The organism is Rufibacter tibetensis (assembly GCF_001310085.1).
Classification (GTDB): Bacteria; Bacteroidota; Bacteroidia; order Cytophagales; family Hymenobacteraceae; genus Nibribacter; species Nibribacter tibetensis.
The window spans coordinates 194,275-217,604 of the sequence record NZ_CP012644.1; the positions used below are offsets into that span (position 1 = coordinate 194,275).

A 23,330-nucleotide genomic window follows, 5' to 3' on the forward strand; every position below is an offset into this window, starting at 1 on the left:
AAATGATCATAGAAATGAAAGGAAAAGCTCTCTTTATCCATCTGCTCCTGTGCCTCGCCTTCCATGTTTCCAACGCCCAATCAGGTGACGCGGCGAAGGAACGCAGGTATTACAGCATCAAGAACGTACCCATACCAGCAGACGTCATGCTGGAGGTCGGCGGACTTGCCTTTACCGAGGACGACAAACTCGCCGTGGCGACCCGGCGTGGTGAGATATGGATGATCGATGACCCTTACCAAAATAAGTTAAAGAACACCAAGTACACCCGCTTTGCATCGGGCCTGCATGAGACACTTTACCTTTCTTACCACAAAGGTTCATTTTATACCACGCAGCGTTCTGAACTCACAAAGATCACAGACACGGACAGGGACGGCAAAGCCGATTTGTTTAAAACCGTATATGCCTGGCCACTATCCGGCAACTACCATGAATACTCCTACGGCCCCCTGTTCTTGCCGAACGGGGATATGCTGGTAAACCTTAACCTGTCCTGGGAAGGCAAAGGGAAAAGCCTTGCAAAGTGGCGTGGCTGGATGCTCAAGGTGAAAGAGAATGGGGAAATGACACCCTTTGCCACAGGCATGCGCTCCCCGGCGGGATTAGGACTCCATGAAAGCGGTGACGTATTCTATTCTGAAAACCAGGGCGACTGGATTGGCTCTGGCTGGATCACACATGTAAAGGAGGGTGACTTCGTCGGGCACCCGGAAGGGCTTAAGTGGAGCGATGAACCCAACTCACCCGTTAAGATGAAGGCAACGGCCTTCAAGACGGATTCGGTAGGCACCATGTTTGATTTTGCAAAAGAGCAGAAGGGCTTGAAACTACCTGCCGTCTGGTTTCCACACACGCTGATGGGGATCTCCACTACTGCTGTCCTCTCTATCAATTCTGATGCTTTCGGCCCTTTCAAAGGGCAGCTTCTGGTGGGTGACCAAGGCCACAGTAAGATCATGCGTGTTTTCCTGGAGAAAGTAAATGGGGAGTACCAGGGAGCCTGCTTCCCTTTCAGGGAAGGGTTCTCCTCCGGCATCTTGCGCATGGCCTGGGGAAGTGACAACTCCCTGTTTGTTGGCATGACCAGCAGAGGATGGGCTTCCACGGGAGGGGAGCTTTATGGTTTGCAGCGCCTTGTATGGAATAAGAAACCAATATTTGAGATAAAGGCCATGAGAGCCCTGGCAGATGGTTTTGAGCTGGAGTTCACGCAACCGGTAAACAAGCGGCTGGCTTCCAATCCAAAGGCTTATCAGATGACAGGCTTTACCTACAGCTACCAAAAGAGCTATGGGAGTCCTATCATCAACGCCTTGCCCTACAGCATCTCGAGTGCCGAGGTTACAAAAGACGGACGCAAGGTAAAGCTCATTGTACACGGCCTGAGAGAAGGCTATATACATGAACTGATGCTGAAAGGAATAAAATCCCGAACCGGTACCGAGCTCCTGCATCCCCTGGCTTACTATACTTTGAATGCCATCCCGGGAGGAGGGCAGGCACACCAGAAACATGCCCAGATGATGACGCAGCAAGCAAACGCGCAGCAGAAAGACAACAACACTCCCTGCGGGGGCGAACCATCGAAGAACCCGACGGAACAACCAGCGAATTGGGCGGGAGGCCCGGATATCACTATAACCATTGGCACTAAACCCGGACTGAAGTTCAGCATAGAGGATTTTGAGGTGCCGGAGGGCAGCAAAGTAAAGCTTGTGTTTGACAATACGGATGATATGCTCCACAACCTGGTGATCACCGCCAAAGGCAAAGGTGACGAGATTGGCAAGAAGGCCATGGAGTTAGGCATGGACGGCCCCAAGCTAGGGTACGTTCCCATCTCCGCCGATGTGCTGTTCAACACCTGTTTGCTACAACCCAATAGCTCGCAGGATATTTATTTTGTGGCCCCCAAGGCCGGTGATTACCCGTACGTCTGTACCTTTCCCGGCCATTACAACATTATGAAGGGAATCATGAAAGTCAGCCGCAAATCCATATCCTCGAAGTAACAGGGGCAGCCCTGTCAAACATGCGCCCTGAATGCCACAGACCCCACCCGGTTCTTTTAAGCCAATGCCTGCAGTGGTTAGTATGGACGATAATATGTTTTATACCTAAATATGTTGTTTACTTATAAAATTATTATTTCTATATTGCTATTAGGGAACATGGATGGCCCCCAGGCATTTCCTGGCGGTGCGGCTGTTATCCGCACTGCTCAACACTATAACCCTGTCTTTCTATGATAAGTCTTGCCACAAAATTGTTGTCAATTTTAGGCTTACTGGCAGTTGTCAGAACCTGTTCCACTGAAAATTCCCCAAAGCCGGAGGAGCGCTTTCTGCAACCTGGCAAACTAAAGGCATATGTGGCTTATTTCAACCAGATGGAGCCAGAAGATGTGGTGAACCACATCCCCAACAGCCAAGCTGTTAGTTGGATGCAGCAGAATGTCCCTCTGTTTGAATGCCCTGACTCTGTTATAGAACAGACCTACTACTACCGCTGGTGGACATTCAGAAAGCACTTGAAGCAAACCCCGGATGGATTCGTTTTTACTGAATTCATCACTCCGGTTAATCATGCCGGAAAGCACAATACAATAAGCTGTGCGCTGTCCCACCACATCTATGAAGGACGTTGGCTACACAACCAGGACTACATCAACCAGTATGTCAACTTTTGGTTTACGGTAGAAAAAAACAGACCCAACACCAAGTTCCACAAGTTCAGTAGCTGGGTAGGGGACGCCGTTTACAACCGCTATCTGGTAAACCAGGATTCTGCGCACATGCTGGGCATACTTGACGACATGGATGCTGACTACAGACAATGGGTGGAGGAGAATAGCGCGGGCAGTAACCTGTTCTGGCAATTTGATGTGCGGGACGGGATGGAAGAATCCATCAGCGGTTCCAGAAAAGAAAAACATGTCAGGCCGACTATAAGCAGCTACATGTATGGGTACGCCTCAGCACTGGCGAAGATGGCGGCAGTGGCAGGCAAGAACGATTTGGCGAACCAGTACGCGGCAAAAGCGTCAATGATTAAATCAGCTGTACAAACCCAGCTTTGGGACAACAAGGCGGAATTCTTCAAGGTACGCTTGGAAAAGGGTCCCTTTTCAGATGCTCGCGAAGCTATAGGCTATATTCCCTGGTACTTTGGTTTACCCGACGATTCACCTGAGTTTGCGAAGGCTTGGGAGCAAATCAAAGACACGACGGGGTTTTCTGCTCCTTGGGGCTTAACGACAGCTGAACGCAGGCATCCCACCTTCAGAACCCGTGGCTCTGGCCATGGATGCGAATGGGACGGTGCCATCTGGCCGTTTGCCACCACTCAGACCCTGAAGGGCCTGGCAAACTTGCTCAACAACTACTCCAGTCACTCCATGTCTAAGAAAGATTACTATGATGCTTTGAGAACCTACGCCTGGTCCCATCAAAAGAACGGCAAGCCCTACCTCGGGGAGTATCAGGATGAGAAAACAGGCTACTGGTTGAAAGGTGACAACCCCAGGAGCAGCTATTACAACCACTCCGGCTTCTGTGACTTAATCATCAATGACTTGGTTGGGATAAAGCCCCAGGCGGACAATACCATCCAGGTGAACCCCCTTGTTCCGGAAGGCCAGTGGGAATGGTTTTGCCTGGACAATGTCTTATACCACGGCCAAATCATCACTGTGTTATGGGACAAAACAGGAAAGAAATACGGGAAGGGGAAAGGTTTTAGGGTATTCGCTGACGGCGAGCAGATTTTCCACTCAAAGAACCTGACGGATGCTACAGCGAAACTACCCAGAATGCAAGGCTGAGGCGAACACTTTATTCAAAAGGAAAACAGTAAATTTCTAATCGATAATGAAAGTAAGACTCTCCGGCATCACCAGCATCCTTTTCCACGCGCTCCTCTTCTTTGCCGTCACAGCGGCATCGGCGGCGGCTAAAGAGAAAGCGCCTTTCTATAACGTTCTTAGATATGGAGCGAAAAACGACGGCAGCAAACTAGCGACCGCAGCAATCAGGAAAGCTATTGAAGCTGCTTCTTCTGCTGGGGGGGGTACTGTTTTTTTCCCAGCCGGTGAGTACCTGACAGGCCCGATACATTTGAAAAGCAACATCACCATCCACATTGACGCGGGCGCTCTGGTTAAATTCAGTGATAATTTTGATGATTACCTGCCTATGGTGCCCACCCGTTACGAAGGGACAGATGTTGTAAGTTTCTCTCCTCTTTTTTACGCCTATAAGCAGGAAAACATCACGATTACAGGCAGCGGGACCATCGATGGGCAGGGAAAAAAATGGTGGGCGTTCGCGGAGGGGGAATCCAGGAAATCATCTGACTCCAAATGGCAGAAAGAGTTTCACAGGCTGAACCAGGATATCCTGAGACCGGACCTGCCCGGTGTGGTGGAGCGGGGCTTTCTGCGCCCGCCGTTTATCCAGCCGATGTACTGCAAAAATGTGTTGGTTGAAGGCATCACCATCATCAACTCTCCTTTCTGGACTGTCAATCCCGAATTCTGCGAGAATGTGACCATCACCGGTGTTACCATCAATAACCCGCCCTCGCCCAACACCGACGGGATAAACCCCGAGTCCTGTAAAAATGTACACATTTCCAACTGTCACATCAGCGTGGGGGACGACTGCATCACGATCAAGTCAGGCAAGGACAGAGCTGGCCGTAAAATGGCGGTTCCGGCTGAAAACTACACCATCACCAACTGCACGATGCTCTCTGGGCACGGCGGTGTGGTGATAGGGAGCGAGATGTCTGGCGATGTCAGGAAAATCACCATCTCCAACTGCGTGTTTGACGGGACTGACCGAGGAATCCGAATCAAAACGGCACGTGGCCGGGGAGGCATTGTGGAAGAGATCAGGGTAGACAACATCATCATGAAGAATATCAAGGACCAAGCCATTGTCCTTGACATGCAATACGCGGTAACCAAACCTGAGCCCGTAACGGAGAGGACACCACGGTTTAGAAACATTCATTTCAGCAATATCACCGCGCAGGTAAACCAGGCGGCTTATTTAAATGGGCTGGAAGAAATGCCCATTGAGAATATCACCTTCTCTGACATTAACATGGATGCTAAAACAGGGTTCGTGATCAAGCAATCAAAGAATATTGAGCTTCACAATGTGCAGGTCAATACGGAGTCAGGCCCCTCGTTGGATGCTGAAAATGTGAAAATGCTGGAAATCGGTGGTTTTAAAACCTATACGCCCCACCTCCATGCTCCTGCCATAAAGCTGACTAATGTGGAGGATGCGTTTATCTACAACGCATTCCCCAGACCCGGTACAGGTGTCTTCCTGCTTTTAAATGGGAAAGACACTAAAAGCATCAATCTGGGTGGGAACAATTTCCGGCATGCACAGACACCTGTCAAGATGGAACAGGATGTAAAGGAAAACTCAGTACAGCAGGCATTATCCAAATAGGGGCTAAAAGTTGTATCCCTGCTACCAATGAGGTTAGAGTAATCTATGAGGAATACCTGTCTTTTACTGATCGCGATGCTTAGGGATGGATTTCGGTCTGCTGAGAAGTATGGCTCTCCTTTTTTCCCTTCGGCACCACTGCCCTTCCCAAAGAAGAGCAGTTACATGTATGGGAAACGCTTTATCCCCGTATGTTTTCTTTTGATTACCCTCTTTGCCTTCAACACGGAACAGGCTGGTAAGCAAGACCTAACGTTATGGTACACCTCCCCGGCTGCTACCTGGACAGAGGCATTGCCCCTCGGCAACGGCAGGCTTGGGGGGATGGTATTCGGAGGAGTTGGGAAAGAAAGGATCCAGTTCAATGAAGAAACCTTATGGACTGGGGAGCCAAGGGACTATAACCGGGAAGGGGCCGCCACTTACCTGCCCAAGCTCAGAAAGCTGTTGGAAGAAGGCAAACAGGACGAAGCGGAGGCACTCGCCCAGACCCACTTCATGGGCAGGAAAAGCAATGAGGAGGACTATGCTCAGAAAAAGGAAGCCTGGATCCAGAAGGTGAAAGCGACCCAAATGGGGTCCGGTTCCCCCGCCCGTTTCAACTATGATGACAGCAAGTGGGAGGAGATGGCCGTACCCGCCTCGCAAGGTTGGGAAAGCGTGGGCTTGGAAGGCCTGGATGGTGCCGTATGGTACCGCACCTCCTTTCTCCTACCGAAGCAGTGGGATGGCAAGGACCTTGTCCTGGAACTTGGCAGAACCCGTGACGATGATTTCACTTTCGTCAATGGGAAACTTATAGGTGCGACACAAGGCAAAGACATATCAAGGCATTACGTCATCCCGAAGGCACAGCTGAGGAAAGGCAAAAATTTTATTGCGGTGCAAGTGCTAAACTACTACGACAAGGGGGGGCTGACGGGCGTAAAAGGCAATGAGCAGCCTATCAGCGTCTATCCTGAGGACAAGGCAACCGGAGGCCCAGACCGGATCTCACTGGAGAAGCCATGGAAAGTCATGGTATTGGATAGTGGGCCGCCCTCCTTCCCACAATACCAGGCCGCTTATCAGCCTTTTGGCGACTTATGGCTCAACTTCTCAGGACATGGAGCGCCTTCCGATTATAAACGGGAGCTGGATATCTCCCAGGCGGTAGCCCGCACGTCCTATACCGTGCACGGCGTAACCTTTACCAGGGAGTACTGGGCGTCTGCGCCTAACCAGGTAATTGCGGTTCACTTAACCGCCAGCAAGCCCGGCCAGCTAAGCTTTGAATCCTCACTTACCAGCCCACACAAAAAATCAGCTAACCGAAAAGTGGACAACACCACCCTGGCCCTGTCGCTACAGGTTGTCAACGGGGCCCTACGGGGCGAGAGTTTCCTGAGGGCAGATGCAAAGGGAGGAAAGGTTACCGTTTCAAACGACAAAATCAGCATCAGCAAGGCAGACGAGGTAACCCTGTACCTCACAGCCGGAACAAATTATGTAAAGTATGATGATGTCTCCGGAGATCCTGCCGCCGTTTGCCAAGAGGCATTGCAGTCCGTCCGCCACCAGCAGTATGAGCAGGTGAAAGCTGCCCATGTGCGGGATTATCAGCAGTACTTCAACACCCTTTCCATTGATTTGGGCAAAAGCAGTAACCAACTGTTACCTACCGATCAGCGCATCGCCAACTTTGCCACCTCCTCCGATCCCTCCCTGGCAGCTCTTTACCTGCAGTACGGACGTTACCTGATGCTGGCAAGCTCCCGACCCGGCACCCGCCCACCCAACATTCAGGGCATCTGGAACGACATGATGGCACCACCCTGGGGCAGCAAATACACCACCAACATCAACGTGGAAATGATCTACTGGCCTGCCGAGGTACTCAACCTCTCCCCTCTTCATGAGCCCCTGTTCGACATGATCGATGAACTGGCAGAAAGAGGCAGGAAAACAGCGAAAGTACACTATGATGCACCAGGCTGGGTGACGCACCACAACACGGATATATGGCGTGGAACGGCTCCCATCAATGCTTCCAACCATGGCATCTGGGTTACAGGGGGTGCCTGGTTAAGCCACCACCTGTGGGAGCATTACCTCTTTACGCAGGATGAGGAGTTCCTCAGGGAAAGAGCATACCCTGTTATGAAAGAGTCTGCCCGCTTCTTTACCGACTTTCTGGTGGAAGACCCGAAGACCGGCTGGTTGATCAGCACCCCCTCCAATTCCCCGGAGAACGGGGGCCTGGTTGCGGGCCCTACCATGGACCACCAGATTATCCGAAGCCTGTTTAAAAAATGCATAGAAGCAAGCGAGATACTCCAGACAGATCAGGGCTTCAGGGCTGAGCTGAAGGCCATGTGGCCTAAGATTGCGCCTAACCAAACCGGCAAGCATGGGCAGCTACAGGAATGGCTGGAGGATGTGGATGATCCTGCCAACAAGCACAGGCATGTGTCACACCTATGGGGCATGCATCCCGGCGAGGACATTACCTGGGACAAGAGCCCGGAGCTGATGCAAGCCGCCCGGCAGTCGCTGCTGTTCCGTGGGGATGAAGGAACCGGCTGGAGCCTTGCCTGGAAAATCAATTTCTGGGCACGCTTCAAAGAAGGTGACCATGCCTATAAAATGATCCGGATGCTGATACATCCGGCAGCCTCCGGGGGAGGCTCCTATCCAAACCTCTTTGATGCGCACCCGCCTTTCCAGATTGATGGGAACTTTGGCGGTGCGGCCGGTATAGCAGAAATGCTGGTGCAAAGCCATGAGGAAACGATTGACTTGTTACCGGCACTGCCTGCTGCGCTTCCTGAAGGGGAAATCAAGGGTGTCTGTGCCCGTGGCGGTTTTGTCCTGAACATGAAGTGGGGCGATGGCAAGTTGCAAGGTCTGGAGGTCGTATCAAAAGCAGGAAACAGATGCTCGCTCAGGTATGGAAATCGGAAAGTGAATTTTGAAACGCAGGAAGGCAAAGTTTATAGGCTGGATAGGAACCTAAAGCTCCTGTAGGGGAAAACAGCATCCAACTCAACTCAGCTTCCCTGATTAGCTTCAACAAGGCAGCAAGAAATTAAAAGGCATTATCCCATGGTAAATAGAACCAGGTCCTTTCTTTTGTCATCGCTACTACTGCTCTGGAGTGCATCTGCTGGCTTTGCTCAGGAAATAAGCCCCAAAGACACGGAAGACTGGTCCAGGAAGCCGCCTTTGGTAGCGCCTGGTAAAAGAGGAACAGCGCCCTCAGATGCCATTATCCTGTTCTCCGGGAAGCGGGACCTGGATAAGTGGGAGCATCCGGATGGGACGCAGGTGAAGTGGAAAGTGAAAGGAGACGTCCTAACGATAGAAAAGGACGCGACAGACCTCAGAACAAAGCAGCCTTTCGGCAGCGTGCAGCTTCACATTGAATGGAAAACACCCGATCCCAAAGAAGACGGGAGCAACAGCCGGGGAAACAGCGGCGTGTTCCTGATGGACCAGTATGAGTTACAGATCTATGAGTCTTACCAAGATATGTCTGTGATCTATTATAATGGACAAGCTGCCAGTATTTATAAACAGCATATTCCGCTGGTAAATGCCAGTACCGCCCCACAGACGTGGCAAACGTTCGATGTTGTTTTCAACGCACCGGAGTTCAACCCTGACAAGTCCCTGAAGACCCCAGCCTATATCACTGTATTCCATAATGGCGTCTTAGTGCAAAACCATGTTGAAATAAAGGGGCCGATGATGTACGAAGGCTATCCGGAATATACTTACCACGCCGCCAAGTTACCGATTCGCCTGCAGGAGCATGACAGCCGGGTGAGTTTCCGGAACATATGGGTGCGCGAACTCTAAAGGGTGCCCTATCTGGTTTATGCGGAAGAAGAACATGAGAATGAATATGATACCTACTTATAGCAGCAGATCACTATTTACCATACTCTCTATGCTGCTGCTGTTCTTTTTTGCAGCCAGTAACGCTTACGCGCAAGTCAGGCAGGTTACATCCCTGGACAAAGGATGGCGAAGTATCGCCCACGATACAAACAAAAACGCCCATGCCGGATTTGAAAAGGCAGGGTTTGATGATACTGCATGGGAGCAAATAGATGTACCCCATAACTGGGACGGGTATGAAGGCTACAGAAGGAAGCGGCACGGCAACCGGCACGGCTATGCCTGGTACCGCAAAAGCTTTACAGTGCAGCCACAGCAAAAAGACAAGCGCTATTTCCTGTTCTTCGAAGGAGTTGGCTCCTATGCAACGGTGTGGGTGAATGGCAAACGGGTAGGTTACCATGCAGGAGGAAGAACAACCTTCACACTTGACATTACAGAGGCCATACACCTGGACAATCGGCCCAACACCGTCGCTGTGCGGGCCGACCATCCGGCAGAAATCAGGGATCTACCCTGGGTATGTGGAGGATGTTCTGACGAACGGGGGTTTTCAGAAGGCTCCCAGCCAATGGGCATCTTCAGGCCTGTACATTTAGTCGTAACAGATCAGGTGAGGATAGAACCCTTTGGGGTACACATATGGAACGACTCCACTGTATCGGAAATGTCTGCACGGGTTTACATCGACTCAGAAGTTAAAAACTATAGCAGGAAGCCCCGGGTAGTTACCATCGTACACAAACTGCTAGATAAGAATGGTGTAACGGTTAGTGAGTCAAAGGCAAAAAAGAAAATTCTGCCGGGCACCTTGGCCACTGTACGCCAGGAACCTCCCTCCATCAAGAGCCCAACCCTTTGGTCGCTGGAGGACCCTTACCTGTACACGCTTGTCTCTGAAGTTGTAGAGAAGGGAAAAGTAATAGACAAAACCACCACTCCTTATGGCATTAGATGGATAAGCTGGCCTATTGGTAAAGACGGGCCCAACCAGTTCTTCCTGAATGGAAAGCCTGTTTTCATCAACGGAATTGCCGAATATGAGCACCTGCTGGGGCAAAGCCACGCCTTTGGTGCCGAGCAGGTAAAGTCGAGGGTCATGCAAATGAAAGCCGCCGGTTTTAACTCCTTCCGTGACGCACACCAGCCCCACAACCTCCGTTACCAGGAACACTGGGATAAGCTGGGCATCCTGCTATGGACCCAAATATCCGCCCATGTGTGGTTTGACACACCTGAATTCAGGGAAAATTTCAAGGTACTTTTAAAAGAATGGGTAAAGGAACGCCGTAACAGCCCATCAGTAGTGCTTTGGGGACTTCAGAACGAAAGCAAGCTATCTACTGAGTTTGCACAGGAATGCACGCAGCTGATCCGGGAACTTGACCCTACAGCATCTTCGCAGCGGTTGGTTACTACCTGTAACGGCGGCACCGGAACGGATTGGGACGTGCCGCAAAACTGGACGGGAACCTATGGCGGAAACCCGGCTACCTATAATGAAGATGTGCAGCGGCAGGTCCTGGTGGGCGAATACGGGGCCTGGCGCACACTTGGCTTGCACACAGAGGGTCCTTTTGTTCAGGATGGCATTGTAAGTGAAGACCGGATGACGCAACTGATGGAGATGAAAGTCCGGTTAGCCGAATCAGCCAAAGACAATACAACAGGGCATTACTTCTGGTTGTTCACCTCACACGACAACCCAGGCAGGGTACAGGGAGGAGAAGGCTACAGAGAACTGGATAAAATTGGCCCTGTCAACTACAAAGGCTTACTGACTCCCTGGGAAGAACCGCTTGATGTCTATTACATGTTCCGCTCCAACTATGCACCCAAGGATACCGAGCCGATGGTGTATATAGCCTCGCACACCTGGCCTGACCGTTGGACATCGGCAGGTATAAAAGACAGTATCACGGTTTATTCGAACTGCGATGAGGTAGAGCTCTTCAATGATGTTGCTTCTGCATCATTGGGTAAAAGAAAGCGACAAGGGATAGGGACCCATTTTCAGTGGGATGATGTCAATATCAGGCACAATGTACTTTACGCCATCGGATATGTTGACGGCAAGGAGGTAGCGCGTGATTATATTGTTTTGAACCATCTGCCTAAAGCCCCCCATTATGACAGGTTTTATACTGGTTCCAAGCCCGTTACGGCAGCCCAGCCCAATTACAACTACCTGTACCGCGTAAACTGTGGGGGGCCGGATTACACCGATACGCAGGGCAATACCTGGATGGCGGACCACCAGCGAACAGGGAAGGACACCTGGGGATCAAGGTCCTGGACAGATAACTTCCCAGGCATGGCGCCCTATTTTGCCAGCCAACGCCGCACGCACGATCCTATTTCAGGCACCGCAGACTGGGAACTCTTCCAAAACTTCCGATATGGATTACAGGAACTACGATATGAGTTTCCTGTCCCGGATGGGGAATACCTGGTGGAGCTTTATTTTACAGAACCATGGCTGGGTACGGGGGGCGGCATGGACTGCAGCGGCTGGCGGTTGTTTGATGTAGCAGTGAACAATGACACGGTGATCTCCAACCTGGATATCTGGAAAGAGGCAGGGCATGATGGCGCTTTGAAAAAAACAGTGAAGGCAAAGGTGAAAGGTGGCCAGCTTGTTATTTCCTTCCCGAGAATCGCTGCCGGGCAGGCGCTTGTTTCTGCCATAGCGATTGCCTCTGCTGACCCTACCCTCAAGCCAGCACCAAGGCCTAAACCTTTGATTCAGAATTTAACGGTAAAGGATAAAACAGCAGCAAGAAAATGGGGTGTAAAGAGCTGGCTGGATACAGGGTACAGGCAGTACTCTGATGGTGAGGCAGCCTTCAGTGCTTTGCCGCCGGACCTCTACGGTGCAGAATGGGTCGTGGCGCCTAAACATCCTAAGGTAAGGGCCGGCGTTCCTGTAGCCAGTTTTACGCTCTCTGCAGCGGCAGATGTCTACATAGGTCTTGACACAACCATCAACCCCAGACCTGCCTGGCTGAATGACTTTGAAGACACCAAAACTACTGTTGAAAATGCCGGGGCCGGAAATCTGAAGTTTCATGTATACAAGAAACGCTTTCCTGAAGGAGCCACAGTTCAACTTGGGAACTACGGAAAAAGGACTGCAAAAGAGGCAGCTATGTACGTGGTAGCGGTGAACAAAGCCAGTACAATGGATCCTGCGTATGACCTGAAGCCTTCTACCAAGTATGCAGCCATTGAGGGCCGCTTCAATGGCACTGGCATAGTTAAAGAAACTGTCAACAACAAAGAGGCCATCACTTTCAAACAGCCTGCCGCCAATGCAGTCGAATGGAGTATTTCTGTTGGAGTAGCAGATATCTATGCCCTTGAGGTACGGTATCATAACCCGCTGAAAAAGACATTTACCGGAAAACTTGAAGTTTTCGCAGCAGACGGCACCCTGATGAAAGAAGAGCCTGTAGAGTTTACGTCTACACGCACCGGCAAGTGGAACTATCTAAACAGCACAACCGGGAGCATGATCAATGCAGGACAGTATACCATCCGGCTAACTTCAACAGAAGCAGAAAATTTAAGTGTGTACGACCTGGCTGTACAGTAGCTGAAAACAGCCACATTGAAACTGACAGGCGACATGTTCTGGGTAGGTCAGTTGTATTTTAGGAGCTAAATTCAAAAGCATGATGTATGAGAAAGTCACTCACCTTACTACTGCTGCTGCCCTGGGCAGTCTGTGCGTTGCAGCATTCTGATGCAATGGCCCAGGCGGTAGACCCTGCCATGCTTTGCCAGGGCCGCTATTATACAGAAACAGAAGGGAAAGCAGCCTTGGATAGTTTTGCCACCACCTACCATGACCGCAGGAGCTGGGAAAGCAGGGCGAACCGCATCCGGCAGCGGATCAGGGAAGGTGCCAGGCTCAACCAGTTGCCCCAAAGAACCCCCTTGCGCCCGATTGCCCACAGCAAAAGGACCTATGATGGTTACACGGTGGAGAATGTGGCTTTTGAAAGCTTGCCCGGCTTCTTTGTGACCGGAAACCTTTACCGTCCCACCAAGAAGGAGTCCTCCTATCCTGCTATCCTCTCGCCGCATGGCCACGGAAAAGATCCCCGGTTTGGGAAGGATGTGCAGCAGCGATGTGCTGCACTGGCGCGGATGGGAGCCATTGTCTTTGCGTATGACATGGTTGGTACTGGCGACGCCAAGCAAACCTCCCACAAGCATCCTTTCGCGTTACAGCTTCAAACGCATAACAGCATACGTGCCGTCGATTACCTTATCTCCCTTCCCGAAGTGGATAGAAAGCGGATAGGGGTGACCGGTGAATCCGGAGGGGGCACGCAAGCCTTTGTATTGGCGGCGGTAGACAAACGAATAGCTGTGTCTGTGCCGGTCGTTATGGTTTCCTCTTTTCATTTTGGGGGATGTGTGTGTGAAAGCGGCATGCCGATCCATAAAAGCACCGATCTCCAAACCAGCAACGTGGAGATTGCGGCGCTTGCCGCCCCACGGCCTATGCTGCTGGTGTCCGATGGCAATGACTGGACCCGCAACACCCCGGAAGTAGAGTATCCCTATATCAAGAATGTCTATCGCCTCTACAACAAAGAAAACCTCCTTGAAAACCACCATCTGCCAAAGGAAGGCCATGACTACGGGGTTAACAAAAGAAAGGGAGCTTATTTCTTCCTGGCCAAGCACCTGGACCTCTCCCTGGAGCACATTATCGATGATGAAGGAGAAATAAGTGAAAGCTTTGTGCAAATTGAGGCACCAGAGGTATTGCGTGTGTTTAATGACCAACATCCCAGACCTCCTCACGCCGTGATGGGAGATGAGGCGGTGAGCAACATGTTGGCCTCTTACTCAAAAAAGTCAAAATAGGCTTATGGCAGAAGTCCGAAAGCCCCCCGTAATAAACCAACCTATATGAGCCCAAAAAAAACACTCTGCCTGCTGTCGGGATTCTTTCTGCTGTGCCTCTTCCCTGCCGTCCTTTATGCAGAGGTAAAGCTCCCCTCCCTCTTTACAGACAACATGGTGCTTCAGCAGCAGTCCCAGGTCTCCTTTTGGGGATGGGCGAAAGCTGGCAGTACTGTTTCCGTCACCCCTTCCTGGAGTAGGAAGAAGTATTCAGCCAGGGTTGGCCCTGACGGGAAATGGCGGCTACAGGTAGCCACTCCCTCTGCCGGTGGCCCTTTCGAAATCTCGATCAGCGATGGAAAGCCCGTTAGGCTAACGAACGTATTGATTGGGGAAGTATGGGTTTGCTCCGGCCAGTCCAACATGGAGATGCCCATGAAAGGATATAAAAGCCAGCCTATCATAGGCTCCAATGAGGCAATATTGAAGTCCAGGAACAAAAACATCCGGATTTACACAGTTCCGCGTTCGTCGCAGACAGCACCGCAGGAAAACAGCAAACCCTCCCCCTGGAAAGAGGCGGCGCCGGAAGCTGTCGCTAATTTCAGTGCTACCGCGTACTACTTCGGAAGATTATTGAATGAAGTGCTTGACATTCCGATTGGCTTGATCCACACCAGCTATGGTGGCTCCACGGCAGAAGCCTGGATGACCCCTAAGTCCCTGGAGCCTTTTGAGGATATCAAGGTACCCAAAGAGGGGGATAAAATCCCAGTGGTGAACCGTACGCCCACTACCCTATACAACGGCATGTTGCACCCCGTTATCGGTTACGGCATGCGGGGGGTTATTTGGTATCAGGGTGAATCCAACTATGACAGGCCAGACCAGTACGAGCAGTTGTTCCCGGCAATGGTGAAGGAATGGCGATCTTTGTGGGGCGCAGGCGACTTTCCCTTTTACTATGCGCAGATCACGCCTTACAATTATGCGCAGCTACCCCCTTACAACAGGGGAGGCAAGTACAACTCTGCCTTCGTGCGGGATGCACAGCGGAAGTCCCTGGGTCATATCCCGAATGCTGGCATGGCAGTGCTGATGGATGTTGGCGAAGAGAACTTCATTCACCCGGCCAACAAGGAAGCGGTTGGGAACAGGTTGGCTTACCTGGCTTTATCCAAAACATATGGCATCAAAGGCTTCGGGTATGCCAGCCCGGGCTACGATACGATGGCAGTAACAGGAAATAAGGTCATTTTACGTTTCAAGGACGCACCTAATGGCTTGACCTCTTTCAGTAAAGAACTGGTTAACTTTGAGATCGCAGGGAGTAACAAAGTTTTCTATCCTGCCCATGCCGTTATCTCGGGCAGTACGGTTTCCGTCTCCTCACCGCAGGTGAAAGAACCGGTAGCCGTGCGATATGCCTTCAAAGATTTCATAGTCGGTGACTTGTACAGCAATGAGGGGCTGCCTGTTTCTTCATTCAGGACAGACAGCTGGGACCAATAGAAAAAAGCCGGCAGGATACTAACGCGCGCTACTGGTCTGTGCCATTGCTTCCTCTCCCACTACTGTGCCATAGGTCATGATAATGAAAGATGCACAAAGAATTACCAATGCCGTAATCAGCATGATGTAGGTACCCTTCGACACGTTTTTCCATTCTTTCATAATCACACCTACAATAAAGCTAAAGAAAATAAGCATGGACATGTGGATCAGCCAGCTGGCAAACTGGAAGTTGCCCATGCGCACGTGTCCCAAACCATAAAAGAAGAATTGAAAGCACCATAAAGTGCCGGCGAAGGCAGACCAGAGGAAGTTCTTCATCATGTCAAAACCACCAAGGCCATTTACACCTGTCATCTCCCTTAGGTTGTCCTGTTTTATGGCCAGCACCAGGAACCAAACCAGATTCACGACAAAGCAACCGGAGGTGGACACGATCAGCTTTGCATTTCCCTCGAAGTGCCCTGCTCCGTTCTGAGCAGCCATATCGGCGATAGGCTGCCCATATTCCAGGGAAATGTTGAATACTGCGGAAAGGATTCCGCCCACCACTGTAAGCAGAAGGCCCAGCCGCATATTGAAAGACGGCGATACGCCGATTTCACTTTCCTTTCTGAATCCCGCATACCCACAAAGGGCTACCCCGAGCATCGACACACCCATTGCCGTCAGAATGATATCCCCTCCGGGCCTTGCGAAATACTCCGCCACCTCCCCCCTTAAAAGCAAGGGGGTCATGGTGCCTATGATCGCGGACAAACCGATGGAAATGGTATAGGTTAGGGAGTAGCCTATATAGCGGGTGGCATAGCCAAAGGACATCCCCCCAAAGCCATAGCAGGCACCCAGCAGGAAAGCACCCCACACCACCTTGGAAGGGGCATTCCATAGGATAGAGAAGTAATCGGGCACCGTTACGACTCCCAAGACCAACGGTACGACAATCCAGGCAAATAAAGCCTGGATTAACCAGAAGGTAGTCCAGGACCACTGTTTTGTTTTATGGAATGGCAGGTAACAAGTGGAGGCAGACACACCTCCTGCGGCATGCAGCGCGGTTCCTTCGATAGGGTTGGGCACAATCATCTCTTCATGAACTTAAGGTTACATCCGCTGAGGTTCTGCTTGGGGGCTGGGGTATGGTGCTGGCACGCATCAAGGGTGCAGGCCAGAACTCAACCCTTACAACGGCAATTATACTAAAAATCACTATTCCCCTGTTCCCCCTGCTTTCGCTTAGCCAGCAGGATATGGTCGCAGACCATCACGATCTCTTCCTGCTGATTGTACACTTCCACGTGCTCCACCACCTTCCCGTAGCCGGGCTTTTTATCTTCTGCTTTCTCCGCAATCGTTACCTTGGTGGAGATGGTATCACCGATGAAAACGGGTTTCACAAACCGCAGCCTGTCGTAGCCTTTAGAGAATGCCTCAGGATTTATCTCAGACGCCGTCTGCCCGATGGAAACACTGAATATCAAAGTTCCATGGGCGATGCGTTGCTTGAAGGGTTGCGTTTTGCACCACTCTGCATCCATGTGATGGGGGAAAAAATCACCTGTTTGCCCGGCATGGAGCACGAAATCCGTTTCCGTGATGGTTCTCCCCAGCGTTTGCCTGGTTACACCCAGTTCGTAGTCCTCGTAAAACTGAGATTTTATATGCATAAGATGTCTTTGAAATTCAGAATACTTCCATTTACCGCCACCCCTCCCGTATCACTTGACTTATAGGCGCTTTCCACGACCGCCATTGTTTTGATCACGTCATCAATACTGGTCGGCAAGGTGTCCGCCTCCCCTTGGGCATACCGCATCAAGCTTGCCATTGTCCCTATGAAAGCATCCGGGAACCAGCTACCCTCCAGCTTGAGTGTTTTCCATTCCGGTTCCTCCCCATCTTTCAAGACACAGTACTCAAAATGATCCGGAACTCCTTTTGGGTAATCCAGCAACAGGCCCATTTTTGCTTTTATGGCCCCTTTGGTTCCTTCCCATTTGATAAAGCTTTCCTGGTTATGGGGGCCGAAATTGTGGTCGTGGTTGGTGTTGACTACCGCATGCATGGAATCGCCATAGTCAAACAAAAGGGTGGTGCGTGAAGAAGACAGGTTCTTATGGGGGTTGCGTAAGGTTTTCGCCATTACGCTTGCGGGATCACCCAGAAAGGATCTGACAAGGTCGATGTAGTGAATGCTGTGGTATTGGATCTCCAGCCGCTCATGATTCACTACGTGCGGAAAGATTTCCCACGGGGTATACGTTGTCAGGCGCACTTCCATATCATAAAGGTCCCCGATGGCCCCTGATTCAATCAGGTGGCGGGCAGCGCTGACGTAAGGGGCAAAGCGCAACTGACAGTTGATCGCCGCAATCAGGCCTTTGCTTTTGCAAACAGCATAAATTTCTTTTGTCTGTTCCAGATTATCACCCATGGGCTTCTGTATCAGGACAGGTGCTTTATCCGGCAGCTGCCTCAGAACGTCCACAAACTGGTTGGGCATCAGCGTAAGATCATATACCGCGTTCTCCGGGGCGGCGGCCACCGCCTCGGCCACGGTGCCGAATACATGGGGAATCCCATACCTGGAGGCGAGATCTTCCGCTTTGGACAGCGTCCTGTTCGTGATGCCAAACACCTTGAACCCAGCTTTCTGGTAAGCGGGCAAGTGCGCATCGTTCACAATTCCCCCTGCGCCAATGATGACAACAGGCATGGGGTTGTCGGGTAATACAGGTTTATAGTTTATATTCATAGGAAGCTGAAAGCTTATTTATCTGATGTTGCCCCTCCCGCAATATAGATGAAACCGGTAAATCGGTATCAATGGCTTTACGTACCACCTCATCTATTATGGCGGCGGCTTTCGCCCAGGCGGGTTGACGGGGAAGTGTTCTGGAGTTCTTATGCAGCGCCTCCAACTTGCTGTAGTAAGGTATGAGGCGGTTGATCTCCGAATCATGCCAGGTAGAGAGACGGCAACCGATCCCTCCCTCCAGTGTCAGTAGTCTATCGTTCTCCCGGCTTACGGCAAACCTGATAAAGTCGTAGGCCACGTCTTTATGCCTGCTTCCGGTACCGAGGGCGTACATCCAATAGACATTCAGGGAAGTGCTCTTACCGGAAGGGCCATGGGGGATTTCTGCAATATCAACTTTCCCTTTCACCCTGGAACTTGGCGCCACTTCACAAATAGAGGCAAAGCCAAACCAGTTTACCATCATCGCCACCTCCCCGTTGGCAAATGCCCTCCCGGCTTTCACGGATTCCAAACTCTCACACTGGGGATACACGGCGGTATTGTCCCTGATGATACTCCTGTAGAAGTTTAGTCCTTCCCGTGCGGCAGGAGTGTCGATTTGGATAGTACCATCCGCATGCACCAACTCTCCACCTCTCGTCCAGAGCTGCAGGCAGAAGTCGAAAACGGTATTATGCCCGTCGGGAAACGCAGCGAATACGGATCCATAGAGGCCCTGCTCCGGCCTTTGAAAAAAGCGGGCAATCCTTACAAAATCATCCCAGTTCCCCGGGGGCGCTAACTCCAGATTATGCTCCCGGCGGAAAGCTTCTTTTTCGGAAGGATCCTCAAAGAGATCTTTTCTGAAAATCAGGCATTCAGGTCCGTCGTGAAAGGGCAATCCCAGTATTTTCCCATCGAAGGTTTGCATTCCCAGCAGCGAGCCAGACCACCCGTCCGGGAAGTCATCAGGGCTTTTGATTTTTATGTAAGGTGTTAAGTCCTCAATAGCGCCTGTGGCATGCGCCTCTGCAATCCAGTCGGTGTTGAGGTGGGCAATGTCCCAGTCCCCCTTGCGTAACCCGTCCTTTCCCAGTACCGCGTCATGTAAAAGGGGAAGGTCCATGGGTACGGCTTCAAGTTGGAGCTTACAGCCCGTCTCCTGACAATAAGCTTTCCAAACTTTCTCTACTGCGGCCTCAAAGGGACCAAAAGCCCTAACGGCAAACCTGATGCTGTCTTCCAAATCTTATCCTTTCACTAGTGATTCCACAAAAAACTCCTCCCTTATCGCCGCATTATGCTCGCCAAGCTTGGGAGCCCCTTTTTCTGAATTAAAGAGCACCCCATCCATCTTTATTGGACAACGGGTCGTCAGGTAGCGATAGCCATCCCCCATGGTGACTTCCTGCACCATCTCCAACACCTTGAATCCGTCGTGCGCCATGAGCTTGTCCCAGGTAAGCACGTCGGCACACCAGATATCGGCAGGTTCCAGGAGGGAAAGCCAGTGCTCGGTTGTGCCCGTCAACAGGTGGTTTGCCAGGGATTCCTTTATGTCGTCGCGTTTGTCAAACCAGGAAGCCGCTTCCGGGTATTGCGACAGTTCAGTACAGCCCAATAAATCACCCAGCTGCGGAATCGCTCCCATGGAAAGGGCTATGTATCCGTTCTTGGTTTGGTAGATCCCATAGGGGGCACCCAGATACGCATGTGCGTTGTTCCTCAATGCCCTTTGTGTTGGCTGCCCTCCGTCACGGTGGAAAGTGGTGATTGTCTCAAACTGAAAATCGACAATGGACTCAAGCATGCTCGCTTGTACCAGGCCGCCTTCCCCGGATACGCCTTTGCGCACCAGGCATGCCAGGATCCCTTGTGCCAGATGTGCCCCGGTGATGATATCCACCACGGCAATGCCCATGGGAACGGGTCCTTTGGTGCCGTTTCCGCTTAGCCAGGTCAGCCCGGATAGCGACTGGATGAGTAAGTCCTGCCCCGGTTTGCCCCTCCAAGGCCCTTCCTCCCCATAGCCGGATATCTCGCCATAAACCACGCCGGGATTCAGTTTCCTCACCGATTCGAAGTCAAAACCTAGTTTTTCCATCACACCTGGCCTAAAGTTATGAATCACGACATCGGCACGCTTCACCAGTTTCCATACCTCGGCTCTGTCCGATTCCCTTTTCAGGTCGGCCATGAAGCTTTCTTTGTTTCTATTGATGGCGTGGAAGACGGAAGAGTCTCCGTTCATGATCAAGTTTGATATATACAGCTGCCGGCAAATATCCCCTGTTTCGGGCTTTTCCACCTTTATCACGCGTGCCCCCAGGTCGGCCAGCTTTAAGCTGGCCGAAGGTCCGGACAGGAACTGACTGAAGTCTACCACCAATATATTTTCCAAGGGCTTTGTCATCTCCACAGGTTTTCTCCCCTCTTGACACATGCTACCGAGTTGGCTAGTGCTACCCGCATAGGCAGGCATCGGGGAACTTTCTTTATAAATTGAATTCTTTGTTTAGTTGAGCGGTATGCTCCCCTACCAGAGGTGCTGATTTTGCTGAAAACAAACGGGCCCGGTCTACACGGATAGGGCACCGCGTAGTTTTTATTGTATCTCCGTACGAAGTAACTGTTTCCTGCTCCATTTGCAGCACCTTATATCCGGCATGGTTCAAAAAGCCCTTGTAGTCCAGTACTTCGGCGCACCAGACATCAGCAGCCTCTAGAATAGAAAGCCAGCCGGCGGTGGTTTTTCCCTTCAGGAAAGCGGAGAGAATGTTCATGATCTCATCCCTTTGGGTAAACCAGGCATCCCGGTCCCTGTACTCCAGCAATTCGTAGCACCCCAACTTCTCCCCTAGGTTATTGAGATCCTCCATCGCCAGCGCAAGGTGACTGTCCTGGGTTTCGTATACGCCGTATGGCGCACGTAAATAGGCTTGGGCATTCCCCTTCACGGCCCTGGTGGGAGCCTGCCCCCCGTCATTCAGGTAAGTGGTGATCACCTCAAACTGAAAATCCAGGATAGATTCCAACAAGCTCACTTCCACGAGGGCACCCTGCTTCGTTTTGCCCCTGCGTATAAGTGCGGCAAGGATGCCCTGGGTAAAATGGGAACCGCACATGATATCAGCTATGGCAAGCCCGAACGGGGTGGGCCCATCATCCCTATCCCCTGACAACCAGGAAAGGCCGGAGATGGACTGCACCAGTAGATCCTGGCCAGGTTTAGCCGCCCATGGTCCTTTACTGCCGTAACCTGTTACTACCCCGTAGATAACCTTGGGATTGATTTTTTTAACGGACTCGTAGTCCAGGCCTATCCTCTCCATCACCCCAGGCCGGAAGTTATGCGTGAGCACATCTGCCTTGGCAATCAGCTTTTTTAACCTGGCCAGGTCCTCCGGCGACTTGAGGTCCGCAGCATATGATTCTTTGTTTCTGTTGATGGTATGGAACACAATGCTGTCCTCCCCGGAAAAAAGGTTTTTGATCGCTATTTTCCTGCCGGCCTCCCCTTTACCGGGCCGCTCTATCTTGATGACCCTTGCGCCCAAATCAGCCAGGCGCAGGCCTGCTGAAGGGCCCGCCATATACTGACAGAACTCCAACACCACTAAATTCTCTAAAGGCTTCATGGGATAAGCTCCGTTAAATAAGGTTTCACACTGGTGTACAAGGCGTTAAGATCCTGCAGCACCTTCTCTTCAGGACCACCCTCCATCATATAGTTTCTGATCGGGATGCCCCCGTTATCTTGAAAATGCATGTACCCATCATACCTTGGTCGTAGGAAGGCCCTGTCCAAGGCAGGGAGCGTATTGCTGAAAAAATTAGCTGTCAGGGAGTTGTTAAGCTGATCTTTCCAGGCGGAACGATGCCCCGGTTGCCCCCCGTTATCGAAAAACAAGGTGCGCTGGCATTGCGGCGAAGCTACAAAAGCCGCGTATTTCACGGCCGCCTCCACTTGTTGGCACCTGGCTGAGACGGCTATTCCGGTACCGCCCAGGGTACTTCTGAGGTTACCTGTTTCCCCCATGGACACAAGGTCATGGAACTGAAGTGTTTTTTCTGCATAGCCCCTCCGGGCGTAGTTGGTATAACCGTAGGCAAAAGGGCAATAGGCATACCGGTCAGTTGTGGTCATCGCCTCATATACCCGGATCGGGTTCATATGAAAACAGTCCGGGTCAACTCTCTCTGCCAGTTCCCGCATCATCTGCAACGCCTGAATACCCACTTCCATTCCCACCACCTCCTTGCCTGATTTAAAGGGCTCTTCCCCGAGCGCGATGCAGAACATGTAAAAGTTCATCAAGGTGTCGATGGGAATAGCCGGAAAGATCACCCCCCCTCCTGCGGCAAGTTCCAGCACCTCCTCAAATGATTGTGGTAGTGGCAGCTGTAGCCTATGCAGGAGATCAGGACGGCTGGATGCTACCGGAGTCGCCGCATCTATGGCCAAGGCCCACTGGTGTCCTCCATAGGTATAACTCTGGTGGGAGGCACCCACACTGTGAGATGCCTGATCTTCCAGGTAGGATGCGGGCAGATGCCTGTCCAGCGGCACAAGCACCTGATGGGCCGCCACAAAGCCTACCCAGGGATGGTCTATGACAATAAGATCAAAGTCCTCTGCCAACCTGCTCAAGGGCTTATCCGCAAAATCCTGGAGTGATCTTTTCACCCAGCTAATTTCCACTTCCGGATTTAACTCTTTATGGCGCTGTGCGGTAGCCACCATTGGCGTAAGTCCCCTGCTGTGATCCCAAGTTATTCCAGTTAGTCTTATCACATCCAATAGTTTTGATTTGCTTATTTTAAATATAAATAAATATTTTATTTATAAAAACATTAAATAAAAG

General features: G+C 51.3%; 15 protein-coding genes. 8 read left to right on the top strand and 7 right to left on the bottom strand.

What is annotated here, in order from left to right; translation table 11 throughout:
* The first annotated feature begins 2 nt into the window (after nt 1-2).
* The 8 genes from DC20_RS22060 (at nt 3) to DC20_RS22095 (ending at nt 15,725) form a co-directional block, all read left to right on the top strand.
* Nucleotides 3-2,015: a plastocyanin/azurin family copper-binding protein gene (locus DC20_RS22060; RefSeq protein ID WP_245652370.1), complete on the top strand. Its 2,013-nt coding sequence runs from the start codon at nt 3-5 to the stop codon at nt 2,013-2,015.
* 233 nt (nt 2,016-2,248) lie between these two features.
* Nucleotides 2,249-3,826 carry an MGH1-like glycoside hydrolase domain-containing protein gene (locus tag DC20_RS22065; RefSeq protein ID WP_062546201.1) on the top strand — a complete coding sequence of 526 codons (1,578 nt, stop codon included), beginning with the start codon at nt 2,249-2,251 and terminating at the stop codon, nt 3,824-3,826.
* 46 nt (nt 3,827-3,872) lie between these two features.
* On the top strand, nt 3,873-5,471 hold the full coding sequence (locus DC20_RS22070; RefSeq protein ID WP_062546202.1) for a glycoside hydrolase family 28 protein: 1,599 nt from the start codon (nt 3,873-3,875) through the stop codon (nt 5,469-5,471).
* 45 nt (nt 5,472-5,516) lie between these two features.
* Nucleotides 5,517-8,477 carry a glycoside hydrolase family 95 protein gene (locus DC20_RS22075; RefSeq protein ID WP_245652371.1) on the top strand — a complete coding sequence of 987 codons (2,961 nt, stop codon included), beginning with the start codon at nt 5,517-5,519 and terminating at the stop codon, nt 8,475-8,477.
* A 105-nt stretch (nt 8,478-8,582) separates the two neighbouring features.
* Complete coding sequence (locus DC20_RS22080; protein ID WP_245652372.1) at nt 8,583-9,311, top strand: 3-keto-disaccharide hydrolase; 729 nt, start codon at nt 8,583-8,585, stop codon at nt 9,309-9,311.
* 91 nt (nt 9,312-9,402) lie between these two features.
* On the top strand, nt 9,403-12,948 hold the full coding sequence (locus DC20_RS22085; RefSeq protein WP_245652373.1) for a malectin domain-containing carbohydrate-binding protein: 3,546 nt from the start codon (nt 9,403-9,405) through the stop codon (nt 12,946-12,948).
* Between the two features lie 86 nt (nt 12,949-13,034).
* Nucleotides 13,035-14,234 carry an alpha/beta hydrolase gene (locus DC20_RS22090; protein ID WP_062546206.1) on the top strand — a complete coding sequence of 400 codons (1,200 nt, stop codon included), beginning with the start codon at nt 13,035-13,037 and terminating at the stop codon, nt 14,232-14,234.
* A 45-nt stretch (nt 14,235-14,279) separates the two neighbouring features.
* Entirely contained in the window at nt 14,280-15,725 is a 1,446-nt protein-coding gene (locus tag DC20_RS22095) for a sialate O-acetylesterase (RefSeq protein ID WP_083470486.1), read from the top strand.
* A gap of 18 nt (nt 15,726-15,743) precedes the next feature.
* Here DC20_RS22095 and DC20_RS22100 read toward each other — a convergent pair whose 3' ends face one another.
* The 7 genes from DC20_RS22100 to DC20_RS22130 form a co-directional block, all read right to left on the bottom strand.
* Nucleotides 15,744-16,805, bottom strand: coding sequence for an L-rhamnose/proton symporter RhaT (locus tag DC20_RS22100; protein ID WP_169788231.1), 1,062 nt, complete (start codon nt 16,803-16,805; stop codon nt 15,744-15,746).
* 119 nt (nt 16,806-16,924) lie between these two features.
* Nucleotides 16,925-17,392 (bottom strand): MaoC family dehydratase, encoded by a 468-nt coding sequence (locus tag DC20_RS22105; RefSeq protein ID WP_062546208.1) that lies wholly within the window; start codon nt 17,390-17,392, stop codon nt 16,925-16,927.
* The gene (locus DC20_RS22110) at nt 17,383-18,480 is read right to left on the bottom strand and encodes a Gfo/Idh/MocA family protein (RefSeq protein WP_062546209.1); all 1,098 of its coding nucleotides are present in this window, start codon (nt 18,478-18,480) and stop codon (nt 17,383-17,385) included. The genes DC20_RS22105 and DC20_RS22110 overlap by 10 nt, the downstream gene beginning before the upstream one ends.
* Nucleotides 18,464-19,711, bottom strand: a complete 1,248-nt coding sequence (locus DC20_RS22115) for an ABC transporter substrate-binding protein (protein WP_062546210.1) — start codon at nt 19,709-19,711, stop codon at nt 18,464-18,466. Before DC20_RS22115 ends, DC20_RS22110 begins: the two co-directional genes overlap by 17 nt.
* A gap of 3 nt (nt 19,712-19,714) precedes the next feature.
* Entirely contained in the window at nt 19,715-20,878 is a 1,164-nt protein-coding gene (locus DC20_RS22120; protein ID WP_062546211.1) for a CaiB/BaiF CoA transferase family protein, read from the bottom strand.
* 82 nt (nt 20,879-20,960) lie between these two features.
* Nucleotides 20,961-22,103 carry a CaiB/BaiF CoA transferase family protein gene (locus tag DC20_RS22125; RefSeq protein WP_062546212.1) on the bottom strand — a complete coding sequence of 381 codons (1,143 nt, stop codon included), beginning with the start codon at nt 22,101-22,103 and terminating at the stop codon, nt 20,961-20,963.
* Nucleotides 22,100-23,260 carry an ABC transporter substrate-binding protein gene (locus DC20_RS22130; RefSeq protein WP_245652375.1) on the bottom strand — a complete coding sequence of 387 codons (1,161 nt, stop codon included), beginning with the start codon at nt 23,258-23,260 and terminating at the stop codon, nt 22,100-22,102. The genes DC20_RS22125 and DC20_RS22130 overlap by 4 nt, the downstream gene beginning before the upstream one ends.
* Nucleotides 23,261-23,330: the final 70 nt, after the last annotated feature.